Below are 23,582 nucleotides of genomic sequence, written 5' to 3'. Positions count from 1 at the left end.
TCATTCATGAAGGTCATCCGCCTCGTTCTTGCGCTGCTCGCGCTGTTCGTTCTGGCGCCGTCGCAGCCCGCCAAGGCCGCTGACGTCATCTGCTACAATTGTCCGCCGGAATGGGCCGACTGGGCGTCGATGCTGAAGGCGATCAAGACCGATCTCGGCTACGACATCCCGCACGACAACAAGAACTCCGGCCAGGCGCTGGCGCAGATCCTCGCCGAGAAGGCCAATCCGGTCGGCGACATCGGCTATTTCGGCGTGACTTTCGGTATGAAGGCCAAGGCGCAGGACGCGCTGGAGCCGTACAAGCCCGTCAACTGGGATCAGGTCCCGGCCGGCCTGAAGGATGCCGACGGCTACTGGACCACGATCCATTCGGGCACGCTCGGGCTGTTCGTGAACAAGGATGCATTGGGCGGCAAGCCGATACCGGCGTGCTGGAAGGATCTGCTCAAGCCCGACTATAAAGGCATGGTCGGCTATCTCGATCCGAGTTCGGCTGCGGTGGGCTATGTCGGCGCCGTGGCCGTCAATCTCGCGCTCGGCGGCTCGCAAACCAATTTCGATCCCGCGGTCAGCTTCCTCAAAGATCTGCGCAGGAACGATCCGATCGTGCCGAAGCAGACCTCCTATGCGCGCGTGGTCTCGGGCGAGATCCCGATCCTGTTCGACTACGACTTCAATGCCTATCGCGCGAAATATACCGAGAAGGGCAATTTCGAGTTTGTCATTCCCTGCGAAGGCTCGGTGGTCTTCCCCTACGTCGTCGGTCTCGTAAAGAACGCGCCCGACAAGGACAAGGCGAAGAAGGTCATGGACTATCTCTTGTCCGACAAGGGCCAGGCGATCTGGACCAATGCGTATTTGCGTCCGGCCCGTCCGATCGAGCTGCCGGAAGCCGTCAAGAGCAAGTTCCTGCCGGACAGCGACTACGCCCGCGCCAAAAGCGTCAACTGGGGCGACATGGAGGCCGCGCAGAAGGGCTTCGTCGACCGCTATCTGTCCGAAGTCCGCTAAGGGAGTCGCGTGCCCCGCTGGCCAACAGCCGACGGGGCACGCTCGAGATCATGTCGCACAAATCCTTCGTCTGGGCGTGTCTGTTGCCATTGGCGGCCGTGACGGCCGCCTTCTTCGTTCTGCCGGTGGTGCATCTGCTGGTCACCGGCGCGGAGGGGCTGCGCGGACCGGCGGAGTATCTCGCCATCATCGCCGAGCCGCGCTATCGCGCCACGCTCCTGAGCACGGTGCTGCTGGCGGCCGCGACCACGGTCGCGACGCTGATCGTCGCGACGATCGCCGGCCTGTTCCTGCAGCGTCATCGCTTTCCGGGCCGTGCCGTTCTGGTGGCGATCCTGACCTTTCCGCTCGCGTTCCCCGGCGTCGTGATCGGCTTCATGATCATCCTGCTCGCCGGCCGCCAGGGCCTGATCGGCGACGTCTCCTCGCGTCTGCTCGGCGACAAGATCGTATTCGCCTATTCGATCTACGGCCTGTTCCTGGGCTATCTCTACTTCTCGATTCCCAGGGTCATTCTCACCATCATGGCGGCGGCGCAAAAGCTTGATCCGAGCCTGGAGGAGGCGGCCCGCTCGCTCGGCGCGAGCCCGTGGGCCGTGCTGCGCGACGTCGTCCTGCCGGCGCTGGCGCCTGCGCTGGTCGCCTCGGGCGCCATCGCCTTTGCAACCGCAATGGGCGCCTTCGGCACGGCGTTCACGCTCGCGACCAACATCGACGTGCTGCCGATGCTGATCTACACGGAGTTCACGCTGGCCGGAAACCTGGCGACCTCGGCGGCGCTGTCGGTCGGCCTGGGCGCGATGACGTGGCTGATCCTGGCGCTGGCGCGCAGCTTCACCGGCAACTCCGTGGCAGCGGCGGGCTAGCACGTGCGCAACCGGATTCTCTTCACGCTTCAATTTCTGTTCACGCTGCTCGTCGCTGCGTTTCTGGCGGTGCCTGCCGGACTCTCGATTGCCGCGGGCGTGACGGTGAGTTACTTCCGCGGCCTTCAGTCGGGTGTGACCCTGCAATGGGTCGCCCAGGTCTGGGAGCTCTACGCCGGAACGATCCTGGCCTCGATCATGATTGCGCTGGGCACGCTCGCGGTCACGCTCGTGGTCGGCGTGCCCGCCGCCTACGCCCTGTATGTCCGTGGCGGGCGGCTGGCGCGCCTGATCGAGGAGATCATCACGCTGCCGCTCGCCATTCCCGGGCTCGCGATCGCGCTGGCGCTGCTGCTCACCTATGGCGGCTTCGGCAGCTTCCGCCGCTCGTGGCTGTTCATCCTGGCAGGGCACGTGATCTTCACCATGCCGTTCATGGTCCGCTCGGTGATGGCGGTGTTCGCGACCATCGATGTCAAATCCCTCGACGAAGGTGCTGCCTCCGTCGGCGCGCCACCGTGGCGCCGTTTCGTCGATGTCATCGTGCCCAATGCCGCGCCGGGAATCCTGGCCGGCAGCCTGATGGTGGTGACGCTGTCGCTCGGCGAGTTCAACCTGACCTGGATGCTGCACACGCCGCTCACCAAGACATTGCCGGTTGGCCTTGCCGACAGCTACGCATCGATGCGGCTCGAGGTCGCCTCGGCCTATACGCTGATCTTCTTCGTCATGATCATCCCGCTGCTGGTGGCCATGCAATGGATCGGCGAAAGAGGACAATCACGGTGAACATGATGACCCGGCACGGCGCCGCGCTGAAGGTGGAGAATTGCGGCAAGACCTTCGCCGACGGGACCTGCGCGCTGGCGCGCGCGACCCTCGATATCGCCCAGAGCGAGACGCTGGTGCTGCTCGGGCCGTCCGGTTGCGGCAAGACCACGCTGCTGCGGATCGTCGCCGGCCTCGAGACACCGGACAGCGGCGGTCGTGTGCTGTTCGACGGCAAGGATCTCACGCGCCAGCCGATCGAGAAGCGCAATGTCGGCATGGTGTTCCAGTCCTACGCGCTGTTCCCGAACATGAGCGTCGCCGGCAACATCGGTTACGGGCTGAAGCTCCGCGGCCTGTCGAAGGCCGAGCGCGCGGCGCGCGTGGCCGAGCTCGTCGCGCTGACGAATCTCGGGGGTCTGGAGGACCGGCGCATCGACCAGCTCTCCGGTGGACAGCGCCAGCGGGTTGCGCTCGCGCGCGCGGTTGCGATCCGGCCGAGCGTGCTGCTGCTGGACGAGCCGTTGACGGCGCTCGACGCGGCGCTGCGCGAGCGCCTGCGCGGCGAGCTCAACGACCTCCTGCGCAAGCTCGGCATCACCGCGATCTATGTAACCCATGACCAGGCGGAGGCGATGGAGCTCGGCGACCGCATCGTGGTCATGCGCAAGGGGTCCATTGCGCAGGTCGGCACGCCGCGCGAGATCTACTTCACGCCGGCCAACCGCTTCGTCGCCGAATTCGTCGGGGCCGCGAATATCATCGAGGCGCCGATCGAGAGCGGCACGCTGATCCTGCCCGGAGGCCGGGTGCCGGTGAGCGGACGAGATGCGATGAGCAGGGCGGTCGCGATGGTCCGCCCCGAGACCATCATGCTGGCCGATGCCGCGACGGCTGACCTTGCGGGCACCGTCGACAGCGTTCGTTTCGCCGGAGATCGGCAGCGCATCATCGTGCGTGATGCGGCGTCGGTTCCGCTGGCGGTGGATGCGCCGAATACGTTCACGGCCAGCGCCGGCGAGCGCGTGGGGCTTTCGATTCCACCGGCGGCCATTCGCCTGCTTCCTGACGAAGGCTGACGCCATGACAAAGCCCCCCGTCACCATCGCCCAGATTTCTGACCTGCACATCAAGGCGCCCGGGCGTCTCGCCTATCGCCGTGTCGACACCGCGCAGGCGCTATCCCGCTGCATCACGGAACTCAACCGGTTCGCGCCCCGAATCGACCTCGTCGTGATCTCGGGCGATCTGGCCGACACGCCGTCCGCCGACGAGTACACTCATCTGAAGACCCTGCTGGAGGCGTTGCAGCTTCCGTTCGTCGCGATCCCCGGCAACCACGATTCGCGCGAGCTGATGCGCGCTGCATTCCCCGACCATGCGTACGAAACGGCGTCGGGTGCGCTCAACCGGCACGTCCAACTGGCCGAGCTCGATCTGCTGCTGCTCGACTCCAGTGTGCCGGGCCAACCGCACGGTGAGCTCGATGCGCACAGCCTTGGCTGGCTGGAAACCATGCTTGCTGCCAGCTCCGACCGACCGGCGCTGCTGTTCCTGCATCACCCGCCCTTCGCCGCCGGCATCTGGCACATGGACCGGCAGAATCTGCGCAATGCCGACGAGCTCGCCGCTATCGTGCGGCGCCATCCGCGGGTGCAACTGATCGGCTGCGGCCACGTTCACCGCGCCGCGCTGACGCGCTTTGCCGGCGTTCCCTGCACGATCTGCCCGGCGCCGAACCATGCCGTCGATCTCGACCTCGCCATGTTCCGCACGCCGGCCTTCAAGGTCGAGCCGCAGGCGTTTCATCTACACGCCTGGTTTGCCGGGCCGGAGTTCGGAACGATCGTGACTCATCAGGTCCCGATCGGCGACTTCGAGGGGCCGCACCCGTTCTTCAATCCGGATGGGACGTTGATCGACTGATTGGCGGTTCGAGCCGCGCCGCGGACGCCGATCAGCCTTCCACCTCGAAGGTCACGCGCTCCGCGGCAAAGCGCGAGCGCTTGCTGACCAGTGGGGTGCCGTCGGCGTCGATGTCGGTGCTGTCCACGACCAGCACGGGGCGCCCCAACGCGAGGTCGAGTCGCGCGGCGTCGCCGGCGTCGGCGATCGCAGCCGTGATACGGGTCCCGCCGCGGCGATAGTCGCGGATGCCGTAATGCGCCAGCAGGGCCGTCATCGAGCGGACCGCGGCAAAGATGCCCCCCGCGTCCGGAAACCGCTCGGCTGACAGAAAAGACGTGCTGACGCAGATCGGCGTCTTGTCGGCGAAGCGCAGCGCCTCGATGCGGATGAGAGGCGCGCCGGTCTTCAATCCCAACGCGCGCGCGAGCTCGCGCGTCGCCGGCTCCTCGGATGCCGCGATCAACTGTCCGCGCGGCTCGCGGCCGCCGGCGCCGACGATCTCGGAGAAGCGCGTGCGCGAACGCAGCGGATAGGACAAGCGAGGGGCCTCGACATAGGTCCCGCTGCCGCGCTCGGCGCGCACCAGTCCGCGTTCGGCCAGGGTCGCGAGCGCGCGGCGGACGGTGTGGCGGTTGACACGATAGCTCTCTGCGATCTCGGTCTCGCCGGGCAGCCGTGTTCCCGCCGGGAAGCGACCTTCGGCGATCTCGCGCTCGATGCCGTCGGCGACGCGCCGCCACAGTGCCACGCCAGATCCGGCGTCCTCAATGCTCATCGCGGCTCCAACCAGCGGCTGCCGAAAATCACAGCCATGTCATCAAACAGTCATGGCGCTCTCTTATCAAGTTGTCTATTATCATAGACAACTTGAGCCGGGCAAGATCGGAACGGGCGATGAGCGGTGACACGGCGTTGCAGGAGAGGCGGAAGGGAGCGATGCGCGTGCTCGCGCATGTTCCTTCTGCTGACATCGGGACGCGAATGGCTGAAGTGACGGTGCCGCCGCATCGGGAGCTCCGGGCCGCCGAGAGCGGTCTGGTCATGGTGCGCGGCCGTGTCGGCGGCGATGGCGCGCCGTTCAATCTGGGCGAGGCGACCGTGTCCCGTGCGGCCATCCGGCTCGACAGCGGCGAGGTCGGTTTCGGCTATGTGCTCGGGCGTGACAGCGACAAGGCGCGGCTGATCGCGCTGTGCGATGCGCTGCTGCAGTCGCCTGAGCATGCCCAGGCAATTGAGACCAAGGTTGTGGCTCCCCTGCGCGCGCAGCTGCGGGCGGATCAGCAGCGGAGCGCAGCGGAGGCCGCGGCTACGCGCGTCGATTTCTACACCATGGTGCGGGGAGAAGGCTGATGGCGGCGACGACGACCGAACTGCAGCCCGGGTTCGCCGACAAGGTGCTGTCGGCGCAGTCGATTTTTCGCACGGTGATGGAGGCGATGGCGCGTCCGGGGCAGGTGATGACGATCGACGGCGACGTCGGCCGTCCGCCGTCGATGATGGCGGGTGTCGCGGCTGTCGCGCTGACCCTGTTGGATCAGGACACGCCGGTCTGGCTGGATCAGGCCTTCGCGCGCGCGGCTGATGTCGGTGCCTGGCTGAAGTTTCACACCGGCGCGCCGATCGTCTCGCAGCCGGACGCAGCGAGCTTCGCGCTGATCGCAGAGCCCGGCGCCCTGCCGGATCTGGCCTCGTTCGCGCTGGGGACGGCCGAGTATCCCGATCGCTCGACCACGCTGATCATGCAGGTGCCGAGCCTGGCTGCAGGCGAGTCGTTTCGCCTGCGTGGTCCGGGCATTGACGGCACGACGGCGTTGACGGCCACGCTCGCGCCAGCCGACCTGTTCGCGCGGCTGTCGATGAATCAGGCGCTGTTTCCGCGCGGCATCGACGTGATCCTGGTCGATGATCGCTCGCTGGTCGCAATCCCGCGCACGACGCGCCTCGCAGCCTCGGGAGTCTGACCATGTATGTAGCGGTGAAGGGTGGCGAGCGCGCCATCGAGAATGCGCACCGGCTGCTGGCGCATGAGCGTCGCGGCGACCGCAGCGTGCCGGAGCTGTCGCTGTCGCAGATCTCCGAGCAGCTCGGGCTCGCGGTCGATCGCGTCATGAGCGAGGGCTCGCTGTATGACCGCGAGCTGGCGGCACTCGCGATCAAACAGGCGCGCGGCGATCTGATCGAGGCGATCTTTCTGGTGCGTGCCTTCCGCGCGACCTTGCCGCGCTTCGGTGCGACCGAGCCGGTCAATACCGGCGGGATGCGCGTGCAGCGGCGGGTCTCGTCCACCTTCAAGGACATTCCCGGCGGGCAGGTGCTGGGACCGACTTTCGACTACACGCATCGGCTGCTCGACCCGGGCCTGGCACAAGGCGGCGATCCGGAAAATCCGGCCCTCGCTGCAACGTCCGATGTCCCGATGCCGCGCGTGACCGATATCCTCGGTCAGGACGGACTGATCGAGCCGTCTCCCGCAGCGGAGGCCGATGCGCCGGTCGGCGATCTCACGCGCGATCCCCTGAGCTTTCCGGCCGGTCGCGATCTGCGGCTGCAGAATCTGGCGCGCGGCGACGAGGGCTTCCTGCTCGCGCTGGGCTACTCGACCCAGCGCGGCTACGGCCGCAATCATCCCTTCGCAGGCGAGATCCGCTTCGGCGAGGTCGAGGTAGAGTTCTTTGCTGAGGAGATCGGCTTCGCAGTGCCGCTCGGATCGATCGAGTTGACCGAATGCCAGATGGTCAATCAGTTCAAGGGCTCGGCCACCGAGCCGCCGTGTTTCACGCGCGGTTACGGGCTGGCGTTCGGCCAGAGCGAGCGCAAGACGATGTCGATGGCGCTGGTCGATCGCGCGCTGCGCGCGCGCGAACTCGGTGAGGACGTCATCGCGCCGGCGCAGGACGAGGAGTTCGTGATGTCGCACTCCGACAACGTCCAAGCGACCGGCTTCGTCGAGCATCTCAAGCTGCCGCACTACGTCGACTTCCAGTCCGAACTCGGCCTGCTGCGAAAACTGCGTCAGGAATTTGCCGACGCCAATGCCGCTCCCGCGATGAAGGAGGCTGCGGAATGAACGCGCCGACCTACAACTTCGCCTATCTCGACGAGCAGACCAAGCGGATGATCCGCCGCGCGATCCTGAAGGCGATCGCGATCCCGGGCTACCAGGTGCCGTTCGCGAGCCGCGAGATGCCGATGCCCTATGGCTGGGGCACCGGCGGCGTCCAGGTCACCGCGGCCATCCTCGGTCCCGACGACGTGCTCAAGGTGATCGATCAGGGCTCGGACGACACCACCAATGCGATCTCGATCCGTAAGTTCTTCGCCAAGACCGCGGGCGTCGCGACCACGACGTCGACGGATGCTGCGACCGTGATCCAGACCCGCCACCGCATTCCCGAGGCGCCGCTGCGCGCGGGACAGGTGCTGGTGTATCAGGTGCCGATCCCGGAGCCGCTGCGGTTCCTCGAACCGCGCGAGACCGAGACGCGGCGCATGCATGCGTTGGCCGAATATGGTCTGATGCACGTCAAGCTGTATGAGGACATTGCACGCTTCGGCCACATCGCGACCTCCTATGCCTATCCGGTCAAGGTCAATGCGCGCTATGTAATGGACCCGTCGCCGACGCCGAAGTTCGACAATCCCAAGATGGACAATTGCCCGGCCTTGCAATTGTTCGGTGCCGGCCGCGAAAAGCGCATCTACGCTATTCCGCCTTATACGTCGGTGGTGTCGCTCGATTTCGAGGACCATCCGTTCACGCGCTACAAGTTCGATGCGCCCTGTGCGCTGTGTGGAGCGGAAGATTCTTATCTCGACGAGATCGTGACCAACAACAAGGGCAGCCGGATGTACGTCTGCTCCGATACCGACTATTGCGAGGGCCGCCAGGCGGCCGGACATTGCGGCACCGAGAGCGCCGCTCCGCACAAGGAGGCGGCCCATGGCTGAGGTGACCGGCGCATCGGATCAGCCGCTGCTCGCCGCCGAGGGGCTGACCAAGAGCTATGGCCGTCTCGCGGCCTGCCGCGACGTATCCTTCGTGCTCTATCCCGGCGAGGTGCTCGCGATCGTCGGTGAATCCGGCTCGGGCAAATCGACGCTGCTGCAGATGCTGTCGGCCCAGCTCGCGCCGAGCGGCGGCCGCGTTTCGTATCGGATGCGCGACGGCGTGCTGCGCGATCTCGCTGAGCTCGGTGAGGCCGAGCGCCGCTTCCTGTTTCGCACCGACTGGGGCTATGTGCATCAGGACCCGGCCCAGGGCTTGCGCATGGCGGTCTCCGCCGGTGCCAATGTCGGCGAGCGGCTGATGGCGGTCGGCTGGAACAACTACGGTCGTATCCGGCAGACGGCGTCGTCCTGGCTCGAGCGTGTCGAGATCGACGTTGCGCGGATCGACGATGCGCCGCGGACCTATTCCGGCGGCATGCGGCAGCGGCTGCAGATCGCGCGCAATCTGGTCACCGAGCCGAGACTGGTGTTCATGGATGAGCCGACCGGCGGACTCGACGTCTCGGTGCAGGCGCGGCTGCTCGACCTGATGCGCAGCCTCGTCAACGAGCTCGGCCTCGCCGCGATTGTCGTCACGCACGACCTTGCCGTGGCGCGGCTGTTGTCCCATCGTGTGATGGTCATGAAGGAGGGGCGGGTGATCGAGACCGGCCTGACCGACCAGGTGCTCGATGATCCGCGAGAGCCCTACACACAGCTTCTCGTCTCCTCGATCCTGCCGCCATGAGCCCGATGACCATGACCGTGATGCTCGACGTCGACAATGCCCGGAAGACCTTCACCATGCACCTGCAGGGCGGCATCTCGCTGCCGGTGGTGCAGGGCGTCTCGTTCCAGGTCGCGGCCGGCGAATGCGTCGTGCTGTCCGGCCCGTCGGGGGCGGGCAAGTCGTCGATCCTGAAGATGATCTTCGGCAACTATCGCTGCGACGGCGGCCGCATCAGCGTCCGTCACCAGGGCGAGATGACAAATCTCGCCGGCGCCGAGCCGCGCCTGGTGCTCGACGCGCGGCGGCACACGATCGGCTATGTCAGCCAGTTTCTGCGTGCGGTGCCGCGCGTGGCGGCGCTGGATGTCGTCGCCGAGCCGCTGCTGGCGGCCGGCGGGACACGCGAGGAGGCACGCGCGCGCGCCGGCGCGTTGCTGGCCCTGCTGAACATTCCGGAGCGGCTATGGTCGTTGCCGCCGTCGACGTTCTCCGGCGGCGAGCAGCAGCGTGTCAACATCGCGCGCGGCTTCATCTCCGACCTGCCGATCCTGCTGCTGGACGAGCCGACGGCCTCGCTCGATGCGGCGAACCGGGCCGTGGTGGTCGATCTCATCGCCGCAAAGAAGCAGGCCGGCGTCGCGATGATTGCGATCGTGCACGACGATGATATTCGTGCTGCCATCGCGGACCGCACGGTGGATGTGACGAATTTCGCAGCGGCGGCGTAGCAGGCAGAGGGAGCAGATGAGCGCGAACATGTCCGACACCGTGATAGGCAACGCCCGGCTGGTGCTCGCCGACCGTGTCATCGAGCAGGGGTGGGTGGCGTTGGCCGGAGGCCGGATCGCCGAGATCGGCGAAGGCGCCGCGCCCGCTGGCAGTCATGACGCAGGCGGCGATCTGCTGATGCCCGGGCTTGTCGAGTTGCACACCGATCACCTCGAAGCGCATTTCGTGCCGCGCCCGAAAGTGTATTGGGATCCGGTCGCCGCGGTGATTTCCTATGACGGACAGCTCGCGACGGCCGGCATCACCACGGTGCTGGATTCGCTGCGCGTCTGGAGCGAGGAGGGCGCCGAAGGCGTCGATGGCCAGGCCAATGTGCTGGCGGATGCGATCGCGCGCGCGCGCGACGCACGCCTGCTGCGCGCCGATCATTTCCTGCATCTGCGCTGCGAAGTGCCGATGCCGACCGTGGTCGAGGAGGCAAAGCAGTTGGCGGGCCGCTCCGATGTCCGGCTGATGTCGCTGATGGACCACACGCCGGGCCAGCGCCAGTTCCGCGACGAGGGCAAGCTGCGGGACTACTACCGCGGCAAGAGCGGCGGCAAGACCGACGCGGAGCTCGACGTGATGTTCGCGCGTCGCTTCGCCTATCAGCAGGCCTATGCGGCAGCGAACATGCGCGACATCGTCGCGCTCGCCAAGACCCATGACGTGCCGCTCGCCAGCCATGACGACACCACCGACGAGAACGTCGCCGACGCGATCAAGGACGGCATCGCCGTGGCGGAATTTCCGACCACGATGGAAGCGGCACGCGGACTTCACGAGGCTGGCATCAGCATCCTGATGGGTGCGCCCAACGTGGTCCGCGGCGGCTCGCATTCCGGTAACATTGCAGCTGTCGATCTCGCGCGCGAGGGTCTGCTCGACATTCTGTCGTCGGACTATGTGCCGTCGAGCCTGCTGATGGGCGCGCTGCAACTGCCACGGCGCGTCCCGGCGATCGACCTCGCTGCCGCGGTTCGCACCGTCACCAAGGCCCCGGCCGACGCGGTCGGCCTGCGTGACCGCGGCGAGATCGCTCCTGGCAAGCGCGCGGATCTGATCCGCGTTCACGTCGCCGGCGACCATGCCGTCGTACGCAGCGTCTGGCGGGAAGGGCTGCGTGTGGCATGAGCGCGGCGTCGACTGGCTCGGATCACAACGCCCGCCTTGGTCCGGGCCGGCTGGTGCTCGTCGTCGGACCGAGCGGCGCGGGCAAGGACACGTTGATCAATCTGGCGCGGGCTGCGTGCGACGACGACGACCGCATCGTGTTTCCGCAGCGGGTCGTGACCCGTGAAGCGTCCACTTTCGAAGACAATCGTGAAATGAGCGAGGCCGCGTTCCGCGAGGCTCTCGCGTCCGGCGCGTTCGCGCTGCATTGGACCGCGCACGGTCATTGCTACGGCGTGCCGCGCGCGATCAAGGACGATCTCGCCGCCGGTCGCACCGTCGTGGTGAACGTGTCGCGCACGGTCATCCCCGCGGCACGCCGCGACTATGCCGATGTCGTCGTCGTGAACATCACCGCGCCGGCGGACGTGCTTGCGGAGCGGCTGGGCAAGCGGCATCGTCCGAGCGACACCGACATCGGTGAGCGGCTGCATCGGACCGTGGGCAACGAGTCGGTGATCGCTGACCTCACGATCAACAATGTCGGCGATCCCGCCACTCACGGACTCAGGCTGATCGAGGTGATCAAGGGATCCGATGCGAGTGCTTCGGCCGAGTTGATGGGAGCTGTGAACGATGTCGATCATCACCACCGTTGAGCAACTCGAGGCGATCTACGGCGAGACCGGACTGGCGTCGACGGCCAAGGTCGCCGATCGGGTGACGCCGCAGTATCGGGTGATGATCGAGAAATCGCCGTTCGTCGCGCTCGCGACATCGGGCCCGGAAGGTCTCGATTGCTCGCCCCGCGGCGACCGTCCGGGTTTTGTCCGCATTCACGACGACAAGACGCTGATGCTGCCCGACCGGCGCGGCAACAACCGCGTCGATTCATTGCGCAACATCGTGCGCGATCCGCGTATCGGCCTGCTGTTCCTGATTCCGGGATCCGGCAATACGCTACGCGTCAACGGGCGAGGCCATCTGTCAGCGGATGCGGAGCTGCTCGAATCGTTCCGGATGGAAGGCAAGCTGCCGCGGACGGTGCTCGTGATGACGATCGAGGAGATCTACTTTCAATGCGCCCGCGCCATCGTGCGTTCCGATCTCTGGAACCCGGACAAGCGCGTCGATCCGCGCGAGATTCCGACACCCGGGCAGATCCTGGCCGCGATGACCGCCAACGCCGTCAACGGCGAAGAGTACGACCGTGAGTGGCCCGAGCGTGCGCGGAAGTCGATGTGGTGAGCGCGGAGCTGCGGGCCATCAATGTGATGGGTTGGAGAGACGGCTGGTCAAGCGGCGACGTCGAGCAGGCGCGACGAGCCGCGGATGAGGACCTTCCGTCCATCGGGCGTGATCTGCGCCGTTTCGTTGCTGATCACCGCGAGCCCAAGCGCAACGAGTTGGCCGACGATGAAGCCGTTCGGCCGACGGCCGTCGCGCACGGGACCGCGGAGCGCCTTGAGCGTCTCCCATTGATCTGGCGTGAGCTCGTAATCGGATTCTGCGTTCATGTTGCCTCGAAGCTTCTTGTCGCGCACACGTCTTAGGAAGTCAGCGTGACGAAGATGCGACCGCTCTGCATCCGTAGTGATACGGCACACTCATTACGCGTGAGGGGCGCAGCGATTAATTCAAATTTGAATGATCCGCAATGTGCGATGCAGCGTTCTGAGCATCTCTGCAGCGCACCACGCCTCTCGTGCCTCGTTGACAAATCGTTAACTGCGTATGTCCCGCAATGGAACGGTAACGCAGCTGTCACATCGCCGTGTCAGACGGCGCCATTATCCTGCTCGAATCAGCCGGCGCGTACCGCCTCGGCGAGAAGATCCGCTGAATGGCCGTACTGAACGATGATCTGCCGCCGCAGCTGAACCGAAGGGCTTGGCTGCGGGGGCTCGCGGGCTTGGCGATGAGCCTCGTGATCGCGGGCATCGCAATCGCCGTGCTCATGCGCGCTGTCAAGAAGCTCGATATCGGCCATGTGCTCGCAATCGCAGAGGCGACGGATCCGAAGCTCATCGCGTTGGCGCTGATGCTGATCGCGCTGTCTTACGCTGGTCTGACACTCTACGACCTCTTCGCGCTGCGCGCGATCGGTCGCGATGACATCCCGTTTCGGGCCGCGGCTGTCGGCAGCTTCACCAGCTATCCGATTGCGCATGGCATCGGTGCGGTGGCGCTGATCTCTCCCTTGGTGAGATACCGGATCTACGCGCCTTATAGGCTGCGCGCGATGGACATCGCCAAGATCAGCTTTCTCACCGGCTTGACCTTCTGGCTCGGCAACCTGACTGCGCTTGGGCTCAGCCTGATGATCGACCCGGATGCGTTCGGCTGGGTGGAGTACTGGCCGCCCACGCTCAACCGGCTGATCGCGGCGGCACTGCTTTGCGGCATCCTCGGCTTCGTGATCTGGAGCTGGCCAGGACGCGGGAGCCGGCGATGGCGTGTGCGCCTGCCGTCGGGACCCCTGGTGCTGCTGCAGATCCTGATCGGACTGTTCGATCTCAGCACCGCCGCGCTCGCCATGTACATGCTGATCCCGGCCGAGCTCGGCATCGACGTCGCCCGGCTGATGGCGGTGTTCATCGCAGCGACCCTGCTCGGATTCGCAAGCCATGCGCCGGCCGGCATCGGGCTGTTTGATGCGACCATCCTGCTCGGCCTCGGTGGCGACGATCAGGAGAAGCTGCTGGCAGCGCTGCTGATCTTTCGCGTGCTCTATCACCTGATCCCGTTCGTGCTGTCGCTGGCGCTGTTCGGCGGCATCGAGATGCGACGGAGCTGGCGCAGGACGCGAGCGGTCAAACCGGCGAGTTCAGCTTGAGGCCCATGATGCCGGCGATGATCAGCGTCAGGCAGAGCAGCCGGACCGGATCGGCCGGCTCGCTGTAGAGCCACATGCCGACGACCATGCTTCCGGCCGCTCCAATTCCCGTCCACACCGCATAGGCGGTGCCGAACGGCAGCGACCGCAAGGCGAGCGACATCATCGCAAAGCTCAGCAGGATCGCCACGACGGTTCCGAGACTCGGCCAGAAACGGGTCAGGCCGTCGGAATGCTTCAGGCCGAGCGCCCAGATGATTTCGAGCAGACCTGCGGCCAGGAGTGCGAGCCAGCCGCCCGTCATGATCGCAGGCTCGCTGATGGCGGAGCGGTCGCACGCGCTGGTCCGGGCATTCTGGTCTCCACGCGATCCGAATGCCGCTCATCTGCAATCTTTGCACGACGCGCATGTGACAACGCCGATGGCTTACGCGCGCGCGAGCCTCGCAGCAGCGCGGACCGTACTTGGAGTCGTCTTAAGACCGCTCTTCCATCATCGTGAACACGAAGCCGGTCAGGCTCGCGCCGACGGCGAAGGCCAGCGTGAAGGTGCCGACGAAGACCACGAACGTCATATGCGGATCGGGGCTGTGAGCGATCAGTGTCGAGATGCCGAACGCGTCGACCTGCGTCAGGGCAAACGCCAGCCCCAGCCCCAGGGCGATGCCCATGATCGTGTGACAGGCAAGTTCGATCAGGATGGCCGGGCTGACCACGGCGCTGCGTTTTTTTGGCGGCATGAGACGGGTCCTCGACGTTCGCCGGTGAACGCAGGACCGGCCGGCGTGGTTCCTGGCCGGCGATCCGGGATCGTGAGGGCGGCTCTGAAGGCGGTTGCCAAGCGGCGAGGCGAGCGGCTACCACATGAGCCGGTATCGATTGCCCGAAGACGATTGTGCCGATGCAGGCAGAACGACCGCGACAGAGCGGAGCGGCCTCGGGCGTCAAGCAGGGAGGATGAGCAGCATGACGAACGCCATTCGTTTCCACAAGACCGGTGGTCCGGAGGTTCTCACCTGGGAGCAGGTCGAGGTCGGCAAGCCCGGCCCGGGCGAAGCGCGCATCCGCCATACCGCGGTCGGCCTGAATTTCATCGATATCTACAATCGGTCGGGGCTCTATCCGGTCCAACTGCCGAGTGGATTGGGCAGCGAGGGTGCCGGCGTCGTCGAGGAGGTCGGCGAAGGGGTGACGGACCTCAAGGTCGGCGACCGCGTCGCCTATGGCTCGTCGCCGCTGGGCGCCTATTCCGAGGCGCGACTGATGCCGGCGGCGCTGCTGCTGAAGTTGCCCGACGAGATCGACGACAAGACGGCCGCTGCAATGATGCTCAAGGGTCTCACGGCGCAGTACCTGATCCGACAGACCTACCGCGTCAAGGCGGGCGAGACCATTCTGCTGCACGCCGCTGCGGGCGGCGTCGGCCTGATCCTGAGCCAGTGGGCCAAGCACCTCGGCGTGACCGTGATCGGCACGGTCTCGAGCGACGACAAGGCGCAACTGGCCGAGGCGCATGGCTGCGAGCACACCATCGTCTATTCGCGCGAGGACTTCGTCGCCCGTGTCAACGAGATCACCGGCGGCAAGAAGGTGCCGGTGGTCTATGATTCCGTAGGCAAGGACACATTCCTGAAGTCGCTCGATTGCCTGGCGCCGCTCGGTTACGCGGTGCTGTTCGGCCAGTCCTCCGGTTCGGTCGATCCGCTCAATCTCGGCCTGCTGGCGCAGAAGGGCTCGCTGTTCGTGACCCGGCCGACGCTGTTCACCTACGCCGCCAAGCGCGAGAGTCTGGTGGCGATGGCCAATGAGCTGTTCGACGTCGTCAAGTCGGGAACTGTCAAGATCGAGGTCAATCAGACATACCCGCTGAAGGACGCGGCCAAGGCCCACGCCGACCTCGCCGCGCGCAAGACGACTGGATCCACCGTCCTTCTGGTCTGAGGCATCGAGACGTCATGGGTTGGCCGGACCGCAGAGGGCCGGCCAAGTTGATTGAGCGCGGTGACCACGGGTGGCGCGGGCGCCGGCAGGATGCCGTCAAGCCCGCTCGTGCTTGCGCAGGTCTCGCATATGGTCGGACCGCCCGGCCTGCAGATCGGCATCTGACGTGTCGATCTCGGGCGGCCGTGCTTCGGACAGCAGATCGGCCGTGATGTCAGCGACCGAATGGCCGGCGATCTCGTGAATGAAGCTGATATTGTCATACTCGCCCGACGCGATGCGTGCGACGACGTCGCGCCGGGTCAAATCCGGATCGACCACGGCCTCGCGTCCGCGGCGGCCGTAGTCGATCATCACGACGAAATACTGCATGGAGCGCCAGTTCGCCTTCGGCTGACGGTGATCGCGCCATTATTTCTGTAAATCAGAAATTTGTCAAGCTGATTCGGACAGGACGCAGGCGAGAGCGCCCGGCATCCCTCCGATCGTGCCTTAGCGCTCCGACTTGCTCGCCGCCCGGGCGCGCGACTTCGCCGCCGCCTTGGCGCGGATCCGCGAGATCTGGCCGCGCGGCAAGGTGACGAAGATCTCGCCGATCCAGTCCAGCTTGACGCCGACGATCGGTTTGGCGTTGAAGCTCTTCAGATTGACCACGGACGGCGACTTGCCGCGCTCGATGGTCTTCAGGTAACGCTCGCCGGACTTCAACCGCACCACGGCCTCCTCGCCGTAGTAGCTGGACAGCGGGTGGCGCTGCTCCTTGTACACGACGATCACGTCGCCATTCTCATATTTCGGCAGCATCGAATCGCCGGTGACCTCGAAGGCGATGGTCTCCTCGAAGATCGGGAAGGGCAGGGCGACCTCGCCGATGCCCTCCAGCGGAACCTGCTCGTAATCCGGCTCGATCACCGAGCCGGCGCCGACCCGGCCCATGATCGGGACGGAGTTGAGCTCCAGATATTCGGTGATCAGCGGGATTTCGGCGGCCTTGATCAGGCGCTGGCCCCCGAGGATCTCGGAGACGGCGCCCGGCCGCACGCCCATGGCGCGGGCAAGCCCTCCCTTGGTCTTTCCCGGCTTCTCGAGTGCACGCTCGATCATGGCGACGTCCAACATGGCTTTGACCCCTTTTGCGAATCTCGGAAACGAGTATATGTTTCGATTTATCAGAACTCAAGCTTGACTTTTTCTTCGGAATAACGGAAATTGAGCCGTCGGGCAAGAGCCTTCGGCGCCCGATCCAGAAGAAAGAGGCGAGAATGCAGTCCACCGACTGGCCAGACCACCACTCCAGGATGCTGTGCGAGCTCCATGCCAAGGGGCTCTCTTATGCCGAGATCGCGCGCGCCCTCAATGCGCAGTTCGGGACGGCCTATACGCGCAATGCGACGCTCGGCCGCGGCAAGCGCATCGGGCTCGTGGCGCCCGCGTCCAAGGGAGAGTTCAAGGCCGAGTTCGAGTCCGTCCGTTGCGAGCCCCGGGCGATGTCTGCCGCGGCCGCACCCGGACGACGGAGCCCGGACGCCGGCGTGCGGCCGGTCGCGATGCCCCGGTCGCCAAAGGCGGCCGCGCGGGTCAAGCTGCGCTCGGTCGGCATCAGTCCGCGGCTGCTGGCGTTCGACCAGCTCGCGCCCGATGATTGCCGCTACCCCTATGGTGGCGACCGCGACGGCGATCCGATCACCTTTTGCGGCCATCCGCGCCAGCCGGGCTCCTGCTATTGCACCCCCCACCATCAGCTGACGCGGACTCCGCCCGAGGAGACCGCTGTTCGTCCCGCCGGCCCTCTGGTCCTGCGGCTGGTCGCGGCCGCCTAGCGCGGCGAACCCGATCACACCTGACCCCATTCCATCTTCCGGAGACGAGACATGGCGCGCCCCCGACGCAGCAAGCCCCTTCGCACGTCCAAGATCCAGCACTCCAGCACTCACGATCGTCGCGCTCAGGAGCTGACGCGCCATGCCGACGTGGTTCCGGTCGAGATCGATGATCCCTTGGCGCTCGAGCCTGGCGAGAAGATCGTGACGCTGCGATCGGTGCGCAACGATCCGCTGGGTCGGCTCCATGCGCACAAGCAGCTCGACGACGCCCAGTATCGGGCGGGGCGGGCGTTCCAGAACGACTGGGAGCGGGCCGAGCGGGGCCCGCAGGCGATCGATCCGTCGCGCGAGCATGTCGACGGCGCGCGCGGGCGTGAGCCGGTCACCGAAAGTCAAAGACAGGCGGTGCTCCGGCTGAATCGGGCCGAGCGCGAGCTCGGTCTGGATGGAGCGGCGATCACCCATGACGTCCTGGTGCATGGCTTGACGATGGAACAGGTTGGGCAGAAGCGCGGATTGGCCAGCCAGCGCTGGAACGACTATTTTGCGCGCCGCTTCAAGGAGTGCCTGGATCGCCTGGCTGTGGTCTATGGCTTTTCCACCGGTCGGGTCGCAAGCCACGATGACCGCAGGGGGCGATCGGACTCCCGCATCGACCGCTAGCGGCAAATTGGGCCATCGCTCATGCGATCGACATGGACGATGGCCAGCGAGCCGAAAATCGTTCGGTTGAAAATGAATGTCATGAGTTCCTGTCCGCCCCGGACCTTGCGTGTTCCCGACAGTAGGCATTGGTATCCCGCGATGCCCTCAGGGTTCGTGAAAAAACCCGTTCATCGCGATTGAACCTTGGGTCAGGGGCGGAGCCCAAGGCATCGTAGATCGGCTCTGAGCTCAGAACGGCGCATGCGCCCGGGGCCGATGCTGTGTTGATGCAGGTCAACCGCCCCACGACGCCATGTTGTAATCGAGACGAGCGGAAAAGACGGGGGATATCATGGTTGGTCATCAGTATCTGTTCCGGTCGGCGAGCGCGAAGCTCGCGCTTGCTGCAGTCATGGCGACCGTGCTCACGGCGGCTCAGTCCGCGCCGACCTCGGCGCGAGCGGCAGGTCCGAGCACGCATCCGTCGGTGATCAAGGCGGCCGCAAGCGATGTGACGGATGTCAGTGCGCGGCGGCGTCATCGCCATGTCTATCGGGGCAACCCGGCCGCGGGTCTCGCCATCATGGGCGCAATGATCGGGACGTTCGGCGCGATTGCGGCGCACTCGCACGACGACGACTACTACTATGGACCGGGCTACTACGCCGGACCCGGCTACTATGGCCCGCCGGTGTATTATGCCCCCCAGCCGTATTACGTGCGTCCGTACTACGGTCATCCGTACTACGGCCCACGTGTCCACTATTATCATCCGTACTGAGGATGGAGGTCGGCGCCGCGGCTTTCACGCGGCGGCGTCTGCCTAGAAGCCGCCGGCGCTGAAGCGGAACGGTTGCACGACGTCATACGCCGCCTTGCTGATCGGCACGGAATAGTCGACCGTCAGCGGGCCGAAGGGCGACGCCCAGGTCATCCCAACGCCGACGGAGGAGCGCAGCACGTTCTTGTTCGCGACCTGAACGTTCTGGGCCGGCCCGCGATAGCCAAACACGGTGCCGGCATCGACGAAGGCCGAGCCGCGCAAGCCGTATTCCTGGGGCACTCCCGGGATGTTGCTCTGCAGCTCCGCCGTGGTCGCCCAGTAGAAGCTGCCGCCGACATTGTCCATCGTCGAACCCGCCGTGAGATCGCGCGGGCCGAATCCGCCGGGGGCGAAGCCGCGCACCATCGTCGGTCCACCGAAGAAGCTGTTGAGCAGCGGCGCCTGTTGGCCGCCCAATCCGGTGATGTAGCCGCCCTGGCCGCGCACCATGGCGGTCAGGTCGCTGTTGATGGATCGGTAGTAGCGGACGTCAGCGGTGGTTTTCAGGAAGCGGACATCGCCGCCGAGGCCGGCGAGATCCTGGCTCAGTTGCGATCGAATGCCGCTGGTCGGCATCTTGGCGTTGTCGAGCGTGCTGTAGGTGACGGTGTTGCCTAGCTGCGAGACTGTCTGCCGGCCCGCGGCGATTGCCTGCCGAACCGGAACGGACACCGCGGCAGGGGAGATCCCCGGCGCGAGCACGACCTTCTGGTCGTAGAGCGAATAGCGCCACAGCATCGCGGTCTGCTCGCTGACCGGCATGCCAAGGGTGAAGGCGCCCCCATAGGTGTTGTTGCCGAACGACTGGAACGTCGTGGCCATGCTCTGTCGCGCGAACAGCTCGACGCCCGGCGTCAGCCGTCCCAGCGCATAGGGCGATGTGAAGGACAGTGTGGCGCCGCGCGCGAACTGGCCATAGGTGAACGTGGCCTGCGCGGTATTGCCCGTGCCGAGCACGTTGCGGTCGCCCACCTTGACCTCGGCGAGCAATCCGTCCGTCGACGAATAGCCGCCTGAGACGTTGAAGTCGCCGGTTGCCTGGTCGACCACCTCCACGTCGAGCACCACGCGATCCCTGGTCGAGCCGGGGCGCGACGTGATCTTGACCGTCTTGAAGTAGTTGAGGTTGCGCAGCCGCCGCTCGGCACGGTCGATCAGCGTCTTGTTGTAGGCGTCGCCCTCGCCGATGTCGAACTCGCGGCGGATGACGTCGTCGCGCGTGCGGGTGTTGCCGTGAATGTCGATGCGCTCAACATAGCTGCGCTGACCCTCGTCGATCTGGAAGCTGACATCCGCCAGCCGCGCCGGCGTGTTGCGATTGACCCGGGGCTCGACCTGCGCGAAGGGAAAGCCCAGCTTGCCGAGCTCTGCGGTCAGCACCTCGGTGGTCTTGTCGAGCTTGCTTGCATCGAACGTGTCGCCCCGCTGAGGGAGCAGTTGCGTGCGCAAGCCGTCGCAGGCGAGCCCCTGCACATTGCAGGCGAAGTCGATCGCGCCGAACTTGTAAGCCACGCCTTCGTCGATCGTGAAGCTCAGATTGAAGCCGTTGGACGCGCGATCGAATTCGACACTGACATTGGTCACCTCGGCATCGGCGAAACCGTGGTTGCGGTAATATTGCCGCAGCTGCTCACGGTCCTCGTTGACGCGGTCGGCATCATAGGCATCGCCGCCGGTGACGAAGCTCAGTACCGTTGATTCCGACGTCTTGATGACGGCGCGCAACTGCCGCGCGTCATAGGCCTTGTTGCCGATGAAGCTGATGGCTCTCACCGGCGTTTTCTTCCCCTCGGTGATCGTGAACACAAGATCGACGCGGTCGTTGCCGCGGTCGATGATCTCAGGGACGACACGGACGTCGTCGCGGCCGACGCGGTGATAGGCCTGGAGGATGCGGGCAACATCGCCCTGCACGGTGGCGCGCTGCAGCGCCGAGCGCGGCTTCGACAGCACGGCGCTCGTCAGGTCCGCATCCTTCACCTTCTTGTTACCTTCGAAGGCGACCCGATCGAGCAACTTTGCTTCCGCGAGCCGCACGACGATCTGTCCGCCGTTGCGGCTGATCTTGACGTCGTCGAACAGACCGGTCTCGACCAGCGCCTTCAATCCGGCGTCAAGGGCGGCGGCGTCATAGCGTCCGCTGGCATCGGCGTGGAAGCGAGACGTGACCATCGCAGCGTCGACGCGTCGATTGCCCTGCACGGCAAGAGTTTCTGCGGAAGCAGCCAGGATCGGACACATCAGGACAGTCAGCGCTGCCGCGACCGACGTGACGTGCCGAGATTTGCCGAAGCGACGAGGACGCCGGTTCCTGGCGTTCATGGTGTTCGCTCCTGCCTGATGGTCATCACCGTCATGCAAGAGCGGGTGGAGGGCCAAATCATGTCAGGCGTGTGGAGACTTGGCGTCGCGCGATCACGCCTGCGAAGGGGAGAGCGGCGCAGACCCAATGATGGTCGTAGAATCGACGCAGACCGGATCCAAAGCGCTGATGGCTCATATGTCGTCGCCAACATGTCGTCCGGCGCGTGGCCGAGGACGATCGGCGAATGCTTGTCGGGAGCAGATCATGCGCACCATCGCTCTGGCCCTCATCGCGTGGACCTTCGTTCAATCGGCGCTAGCCGCGGCTGTCGTCCCTGACATCGATCCGCGCGCCTCGCTCGGCGTCGTTCAGAACTGGATATACAACTACCGCACCAAGCCCGATTACGCCCATGTGCCGGCAGCCGTGCGGGTGTTGTTCCATTCGCAGACGTTCAAGGAGCCGGAGAACTCCGGCATCTATCTCGGCTTCGTCGCGGGCGCGATCGGCTCGAACCCCGCGAAGGCCGAGCAGCTCGTCAACAGCTTCTTCCCTGTTCCGCCCGAGGAGGAGTGGGTCATCGTGCGTGCGATCGCCTATTCAGGTCTGCCGGACTGGCGCAATCTGATGCGGAAGGTCGCGCCGAAGATGCCAGGCCGCCGCGTGATGATCGATGGCTATCTCAACGGCACACAGCCGGTGCTCATGGAGATCCCCCTGGAGGAAGCCAAGCCGGGCATGATGGACAAGCTGCGCGGCGCGCTCACGGAAAACCCGTTCAAGAAGGAGGAGCGCAAGCTCGACACGCGGCTGACCTACGCGACCCACCAGGATCTGCTCGACATCCTCTGGGGCTATTACTTTGCAACCGGCTCGCATGTGCCGATCCAACGCATCGTGCAGATGCTCCCATGGTCGAAGAGCCGGGACACGGTCGACAAGCTGACCATCGGCAGCATGGCGCGCTATACGCTCGCGAGCTACGCGGTCCGCGATGCCAGCCTTCGCGACTATCTTCGCGAAGAGCTCGCGCGGCAGTCGGGTCCGGTCAAGGAGCCGCTGCGTGAGGTGGTCGAGGCGGCGGACACGGTGCAGCTCGGCGCCGTACGCAAGGATGCTGTCGCCGCGGTTGACGAGCTCAAGCTCAAGGGCTCCGACTCCAGGCGCAACATGGATTTCTGGGGACAGCTCGGCGTCGGCGCATTGGCGCTCGGCTGCGTGTCCGCGGCCGCGCTGGGTCAGGTTGCCGTCGGGATCCCCTGCGTGATTGGCGGCTCGGCCTCGCAGGGACTGCTCTCGTTCTGGGAGAAGCAGCAGTAGGAATTTCGGTCGGAACGGGCGGACGCCGGCGCTATTGTGGCAGGCATGAACGGCCTCAACGCGAAGACGCTGGCAAGCCTCGTCATCCTGCTGCTCGCGATGGGCGGGGTGATCTTCGGCGCTGCAGGCACCTTGAATTACTGGCAGGCTTGGCTCTTCCTGCTGACCTATTTCACCTTGTCTCTCTGTGTTTCAATCGATCTCATGCGGCGGGATCGCGCCCTGCTGGAGCGTCGCATGCGGGGAGGGCCGTTCGCCGAGAAAGAGCCGGTGCAACGCGTGATCATGGCGATCATTTCCGTGTGGTTCATTGGCTTGCTGCTGGTGCCTGCGTTGGACCATCGCCTCGGCTGGTCGCGCATGAGCCCACTGGCCTCCGTGGGCGGCGATGTCCTGGTTGTCGCCGGCTTTCTCGGGATCTGGCGCGTGTTTCGCGAAAACACGTTCTCCGCAGCGACCGTCGGTGTCGTTCAGGGCCAGGTGGTGGTATCGACCGGTCCGTACGCCATCGTGCGACATCCAATGTATGCGGCGGCTCTGGTGCTGCTGGCGGGCATCCCGATCGCGCTCGGATCCTGGTGGGGGCTTGCAATGACGGTCGTCATTCTTCCCATCCTGATCTGGCGGCTGCTTCACGAGGAGATCGTGCTCGCCGAGCGCTTGCCCACTTATACGGCGTATCAGGAGACAGTCAGGTGGCGGTTGTTGCCGTTCGTCTGGTGAACTCGATTCGGC

At 65.5% G+C, this 23,582-nt stretch carries 28 protein-coding genes; 21 read left to right on the top strand and 7 right to left on the bottom strand.

Annotated features, from left to right (window positions below):
- Positions 1-6: 6 nt before the first annotated feature.
- From BRADO_RS24915 to BRADO_RS24895, 5 genes are read left to right on the top strand one after another with little or no spacing between them, the layout of a single operon-like run.
- Positions 7-1,014 (top strand): ABC transporter substrate-binding protein, encoded by a 1,008-nt coding sequence (locus BRADO_RS24915; protein WP_012028973.1) that lies wholly within the window; start codon positions 7-9, stop codon positions 1,012-1,014.
- Positions 1,015-1,064: 50 nt separating this feature from the next.
- A complete protein-coding gene (locus tag BRADO_RS24910; protein ID WP_012028972.1) occupies positions 1,065-1,880 on the top strand; it encodes an ABC transporter permease in 816 nt (271 codons plus the stop codon).
- A gap of 3 nt (positions 1,881-1,883) precedes the next feature.
- Positions 1,884-2,669 (top strand): ABC transporter permease, encoded by a 786-nt coding sequence (locus tag BRADO_RS24905; protein WP_012028971.1) that lies wholly within the window; start codon positions 1,884-1,886, stop codon positions 2,667-2,669.
- A gap of 2 nt (positions 2,670-2,671) precedes the next feature.
- Positions 2,672-3,727 (top strand): ABC transporter ATP-binding protein, encoded by a 1,056-nt coding sequence (locus tag BRADO_RS24900; protein WP_012028970.1) that lies wholly within the window; start codon positions 2,672-2,674, stop codon positions 3,725-3,727.
- Between the two features lie 4 nt (positions 3,728-3,731).
- Positions 3,732-4,574 (top strand): phosphodiesterase, encoded by an 843-nt coding sequence (locus BRADO_RS24895; RefSeq protein WP_012028969.1) that lies wholly within the window; start codon positions 3,732-3,734, stop codon positions 4,572-4,574.
- A gap of 31 nt (positions 4,575-4,605) precedes the next feature.
- Here BRADO_RS24895 and phnF read toward each other — a convergent pair whose 3' ends face one another.
- Entirely contained in the window at positions 4,606-5,331 is a 726-nt protein-coding gene (gene phnF, locus BRADO_RS24890; protein ID WP_012028968.1) for a phosphonate metabolism transcriptional regulator PhnF, read from the bottom strand.
- A 119-nt stretch (positions 5,332-5,450) separates the two neighbouring features.
- On the opposite strand from phnF, the gene phnG reads away from it, so the two are divergent.
- Genes phnG through BRADO_RS24845 form a run of 9 tightly spaced genes read left to right on the top strand, consistent with a single transcriptional unit; the run spans position 5,451 to position 12,402 of the window.
- Complete coding sequence (gene phnG, locus BRADO_RS24885) at positions 5,451-5,906, top strand: phosphonate C-P lyase system protein PhnG (protein ID WP_012028967.1); 456 nt, start codon at positions 5,451-5,453, stop codon at positions 5,904-5,906.
- Complete coding sequence (phnH, locus tag BRADO_RS24880; protein WP_012028966.1) at positions 5,906-6,517, top strand: phosphonate C-P lyase system protein PhnH; 612 nt, start codon at positions 5,906-5,908, stop codon at positions 6,515-6,517. Before phnG ends, phnH begins: the two co-directional genes overlap by 1 nt.
- A 2-nt stretch (positions 6,518-6,519) precedes the next feature.
- Positions 6,520-7,623: a carbon-phosphorus lyase complex subunit PhnI gene (locus tag BRADO_RS24875; RefSeq protein WP_012028965.1), complete on the top strand. Its 1,104-nt coding sequence runs from the start codon at positions 6,520-6,522 to the stop codon at positions 7,621-7,623.
- On the top strand, positions 7,620-8,504 hold the full coding sequence (locus BRADO_RS24870; RefSeq protein ID WP_012028964.1) for an alpha-D-ribose 1-methylphosphonate 5-phosphate C-P-lyase PhnJ: 885 nt from the start codon (positions 7,620-7,622) through the stop codon (positions 8,502-8,504). Before BRADO_RS24875 ends, BRADO_RS24870 begins: the two co-directional genes overlap by 4 nt.
- The gene (gene phnK, locus BRADO_RS24865; protein WP_012028963.1) at positions 8,497-9,291 is read left to right on the top strand and encodes a phosphonate C-P lyase system protein PhnK; all 795 of its coding nucleotides are present in this window, start codon (positions 8,497-8,499) and stop codon (positions 9,289-9,291) included. Before BRADO_RS24870 ends, phnK begins: the two co-directional genes overlap by 8 nt.
- An 11-nt stretch (positions 9,292-9,302) precedes the next feature.
- On the top strand, positions 9,303-10,001 hold the full coding sequence (gene phnL / locus BRADO_RS24860; RefSeq protein WP_041757715.1) for a phosphonate C-P lyase system protein PhnL: 699 nt from the start codon (positions 9,303-9,305) through the stop codon (positions 9,999-10,001).
- Between the two features lie 16 nt (positions 10,002-10,017).
- A complete protein-coding gene (locus BRADO_RS24855) occupies positions 10,018-11,175 on the top strand; it encodes an alpha-D-ribose 1-methylphosphonate 5-triphosphate diphosphatase (protein WP_012028961.1) in 1,158 nt (385 codons plus the stop codon).
- Complete coding sequence (gene phnN, locus BRADO_RS24850) at positions 11,172-11,813, top strand: phosphonate metabolism protein/1,5-bisphosphokinase (PRPP-forming) PhnN (RefSeq protein WP_012028960.1); 642 nt, start codon at positions 11,172-11,174, stop codon at positions 11,811-11,813. The genes BRADO_RS24855 and phnN overlap by 4 nt, the downstream gene beginning before the upstream one ends.
- Positions 11,791-12,402 (top strand): pyridoxamine 5'-phosphate oxidase family protein, encoded by a 612-nt coding sequence (locus tag BRADO_RS24845; protein ID WP_012028959.1) that lies wholly within the window; start codon positions 11,791-11,793, stop codon positions 12,400-12,402. Before phnN ends, BRADO_RS24845 begins: the two co-directional genes overlap by 23 nt.
- A 47-nt stretch (positions 12,403-12,449) precedes the next feature.
- On the opposite strand, the gene BRADO_RS24840 is transcribed toward BRADO_RS24845, so the two are convergent.
- The gene (locus BRADO_RS24840) at positions 12,450-12,671 is read right to left on the bottom strand and encodes a hypothetical protein (protein ID WP_012028958.1); all 222 of its coding nucleotides are present in this window, start codon (positions 12,669-12,671) and stop codon (positions 12,450-12,452) included.
- A 326-nt stretch (positions 12,672-12,997) separates the two neighbouring features.
- On the opposite strand from BRADO_RS24840, the gene BRADO_RS24835 reads away from it, so the two are divergent.
- The gene (locus tag BRADO_RS24835) at positions 12,998-13,990 is read left to right on the top strand and encodes a YbhN family protein (RefSeq protein WP_244422886.1); all 993 of its coding nucleotides are present in this window, start codon (positions 12,998-13,000) and stop codon (positions 13,988-13,990) included.
- On the opposite strand, the gene BRADO_RS24830 is transcribed toward BRADO_RS24835, so the two are convergent.
- Positions 13,968-14,294, bottom strand: a complete 327-nt coding sequence (locus tag BRADO_RS24830; RefSeq protein ID WP_012028956.1) for a multidrug efflux SMR transporter — start codon at positions 14,292-14,294, stop codon at positions 13,968-13,970. The two genes, BRADO_RS24835 and BRADO_RS24830, sit on opposite strands and share 23 nt — an antisense overlap.
- Positions 14,295-14,466: 172 nt before the next feature.
- Entirely contained in the window at positions 14,467-14,730 is a 264-nt protein-coding gene (locus tag BRADO_RS24825; protein WP_012028955.1) for a hypothetical protein, read from the bottom strand.
- Positions 14,731-14,956: 226 nt separating this feature from the next.
- On the opposite strand from BRADO_RS24825, the gene BRADO_RS24820 reads away from it, so the two are divergent.
- Entirely contained in the window at positions 14,957-15,931 is a 975-nt protein-coding gene (locus BRADO_RS24820; RefSeq protein ID WP_012028954.1) for a quinone oxidoreductase, read from the top strand.
- 96 nt (positions 15,932-16,027) lie between these two features.
- On the opposite strand, the gene BRADO_RS24815 is transcribed toward BRADO_RS24820, so the two are convergent.
- Together BRADO_RS24815 and BRADO_RS24810 are read right to left on the bottom strand one after the other, a co-directional pair.
- Positions 16,028-16,303 carry a hypothetical protein gene (locus BRADO_RS24815; protein ID WP_012028953.1) on the bottom strand — a complete coding sequence of 92 codons (276 nt, stop codon included), beginning with the start codon at positions 16,301-16,303 and terminating at the stop codon, positions 16,028-16,030.
- Between the two features lie 120 nt (positions 16,304-16,423).
- On the bottom strand, positions 16,424-17,050 hold the full coding sequence (locus BRADO_RS24810; protein WP_012028952.1) for a helix-turn-helix transcriptional regulator: 627 nt from the start codon (positions 17,048-17,050) through the stop codon (positions 16,424-16,426).
- A 143-nt stretch (positions 17,051-17,193) separates the two neighbouring features.
- On the opposite strand from BRADO_RS24810, the gene BRADO_RS24805 reads away from it, so the two are divergent.
- The 3 genes from BRADO_RS24805 to BRADO_RS24795 all read left to right on the top strand — a co-directional run bounded on the left by BRADO_RS24805 (position 17,194) and on the right by BRADO_RS24795 (position 19,180).
- Positions 17,194-17,751 (top strand): GcrA family cell cycle regulator, encoded by a 558-nt coding sequence (locus BRADO_RS24805; RefSeq protein ID WP_012028951.1) that lies wholly within the window; start codon positions 17,194-17,196, stop codon positions 17,749-17,751.
- Between the two features lie 51 nt (positions 17,752-17,802).
- Complete coding sequence (locus BRADO_RS24800) at positions 17,803-18,417, top strand: DUF6456 domain-containing protein (RefSeq protein WP_012028950.1); 615 nt, start codon at positions 17,803-17,805, stop codon at positions 18,415-18,417.
- 334 nt (positions 18,418-18,751) lie between these two features.
- Positions 18,752-19,180, top strand: a complete 429-nt coding sequence (locus tag BRADO_RS24795) for a hypothetical protein (protein WP_012028949.1) — start codon at positions 18,752-18,754, stop codon at positions 19,178-19,180.
- Positions 19,181-19,222: 42 nt separating this feature from the next.
- Here the strand turns inward: BRADO_RS24795 and bamA are convergent, their stop codons facing one another.
- Positions 19,223-21,544: an outer membrane protein assembly factor BamA gene (gene bamA, locus BRADO_RS24790; RefSeq protein ID WP_012028948.1), complete on the bottom strand. Its 2,322-nt coding sequence runs from the start codon at positions 21,542-21,544 to the stop codon at positions 19,223-19,225.
- A 247-nt stretch (positions 21,545-21,791) separates the two neighbouring features.
- Here bamA and BRADO_RS24785 point away from each other — a divergent pair, with 247 nt between their 5' ends.
- Together BRADO_RS24785 and BRADO_RS24780 are read left to right on the top strand one after the other, a co-directional pair.
- Positions 21,792-22,847 (top strand): hypothetical protein, encoded by a 1,056-nt coding sequence (locus BRADO_RS24785; protein ID WP_012028947.1) that lies wholly within the window; start codon positions 21,792-21,794, stop codon positions 22,845-22,847.
- A 45-nt stretch (positions 22,848-22,892) separates the two neighbouring features.
- Complete coding sequence (locus BRADO_RS24780) at positions 22,893-23,570, top strand: isoprenylcysteine carboxylmethyltransferase family protein (protein ID WP_012028946.1); 678 nt, start codon at positions 22,893-22,895, stop codon at positions 23,568-23,570.
- Positions 23,571-23,582: the final 12 nt, after the last annotated feature.

It is taken from the genome of Bradyrhizobium sp. ORS 278, assembly GCF_000026145.1.
Taxonomy (GTDB): domain Bacteria; phylum Pseudomonadota; class Alphaproteobacteria; order Rhizobiales; family Xanthobacteraceae; genus Bradyrhizobium.
Note: the sequence above shows the minus strand (reverse complement) of the source record. Positions and strands in the feature narration are given on the sequence as shown.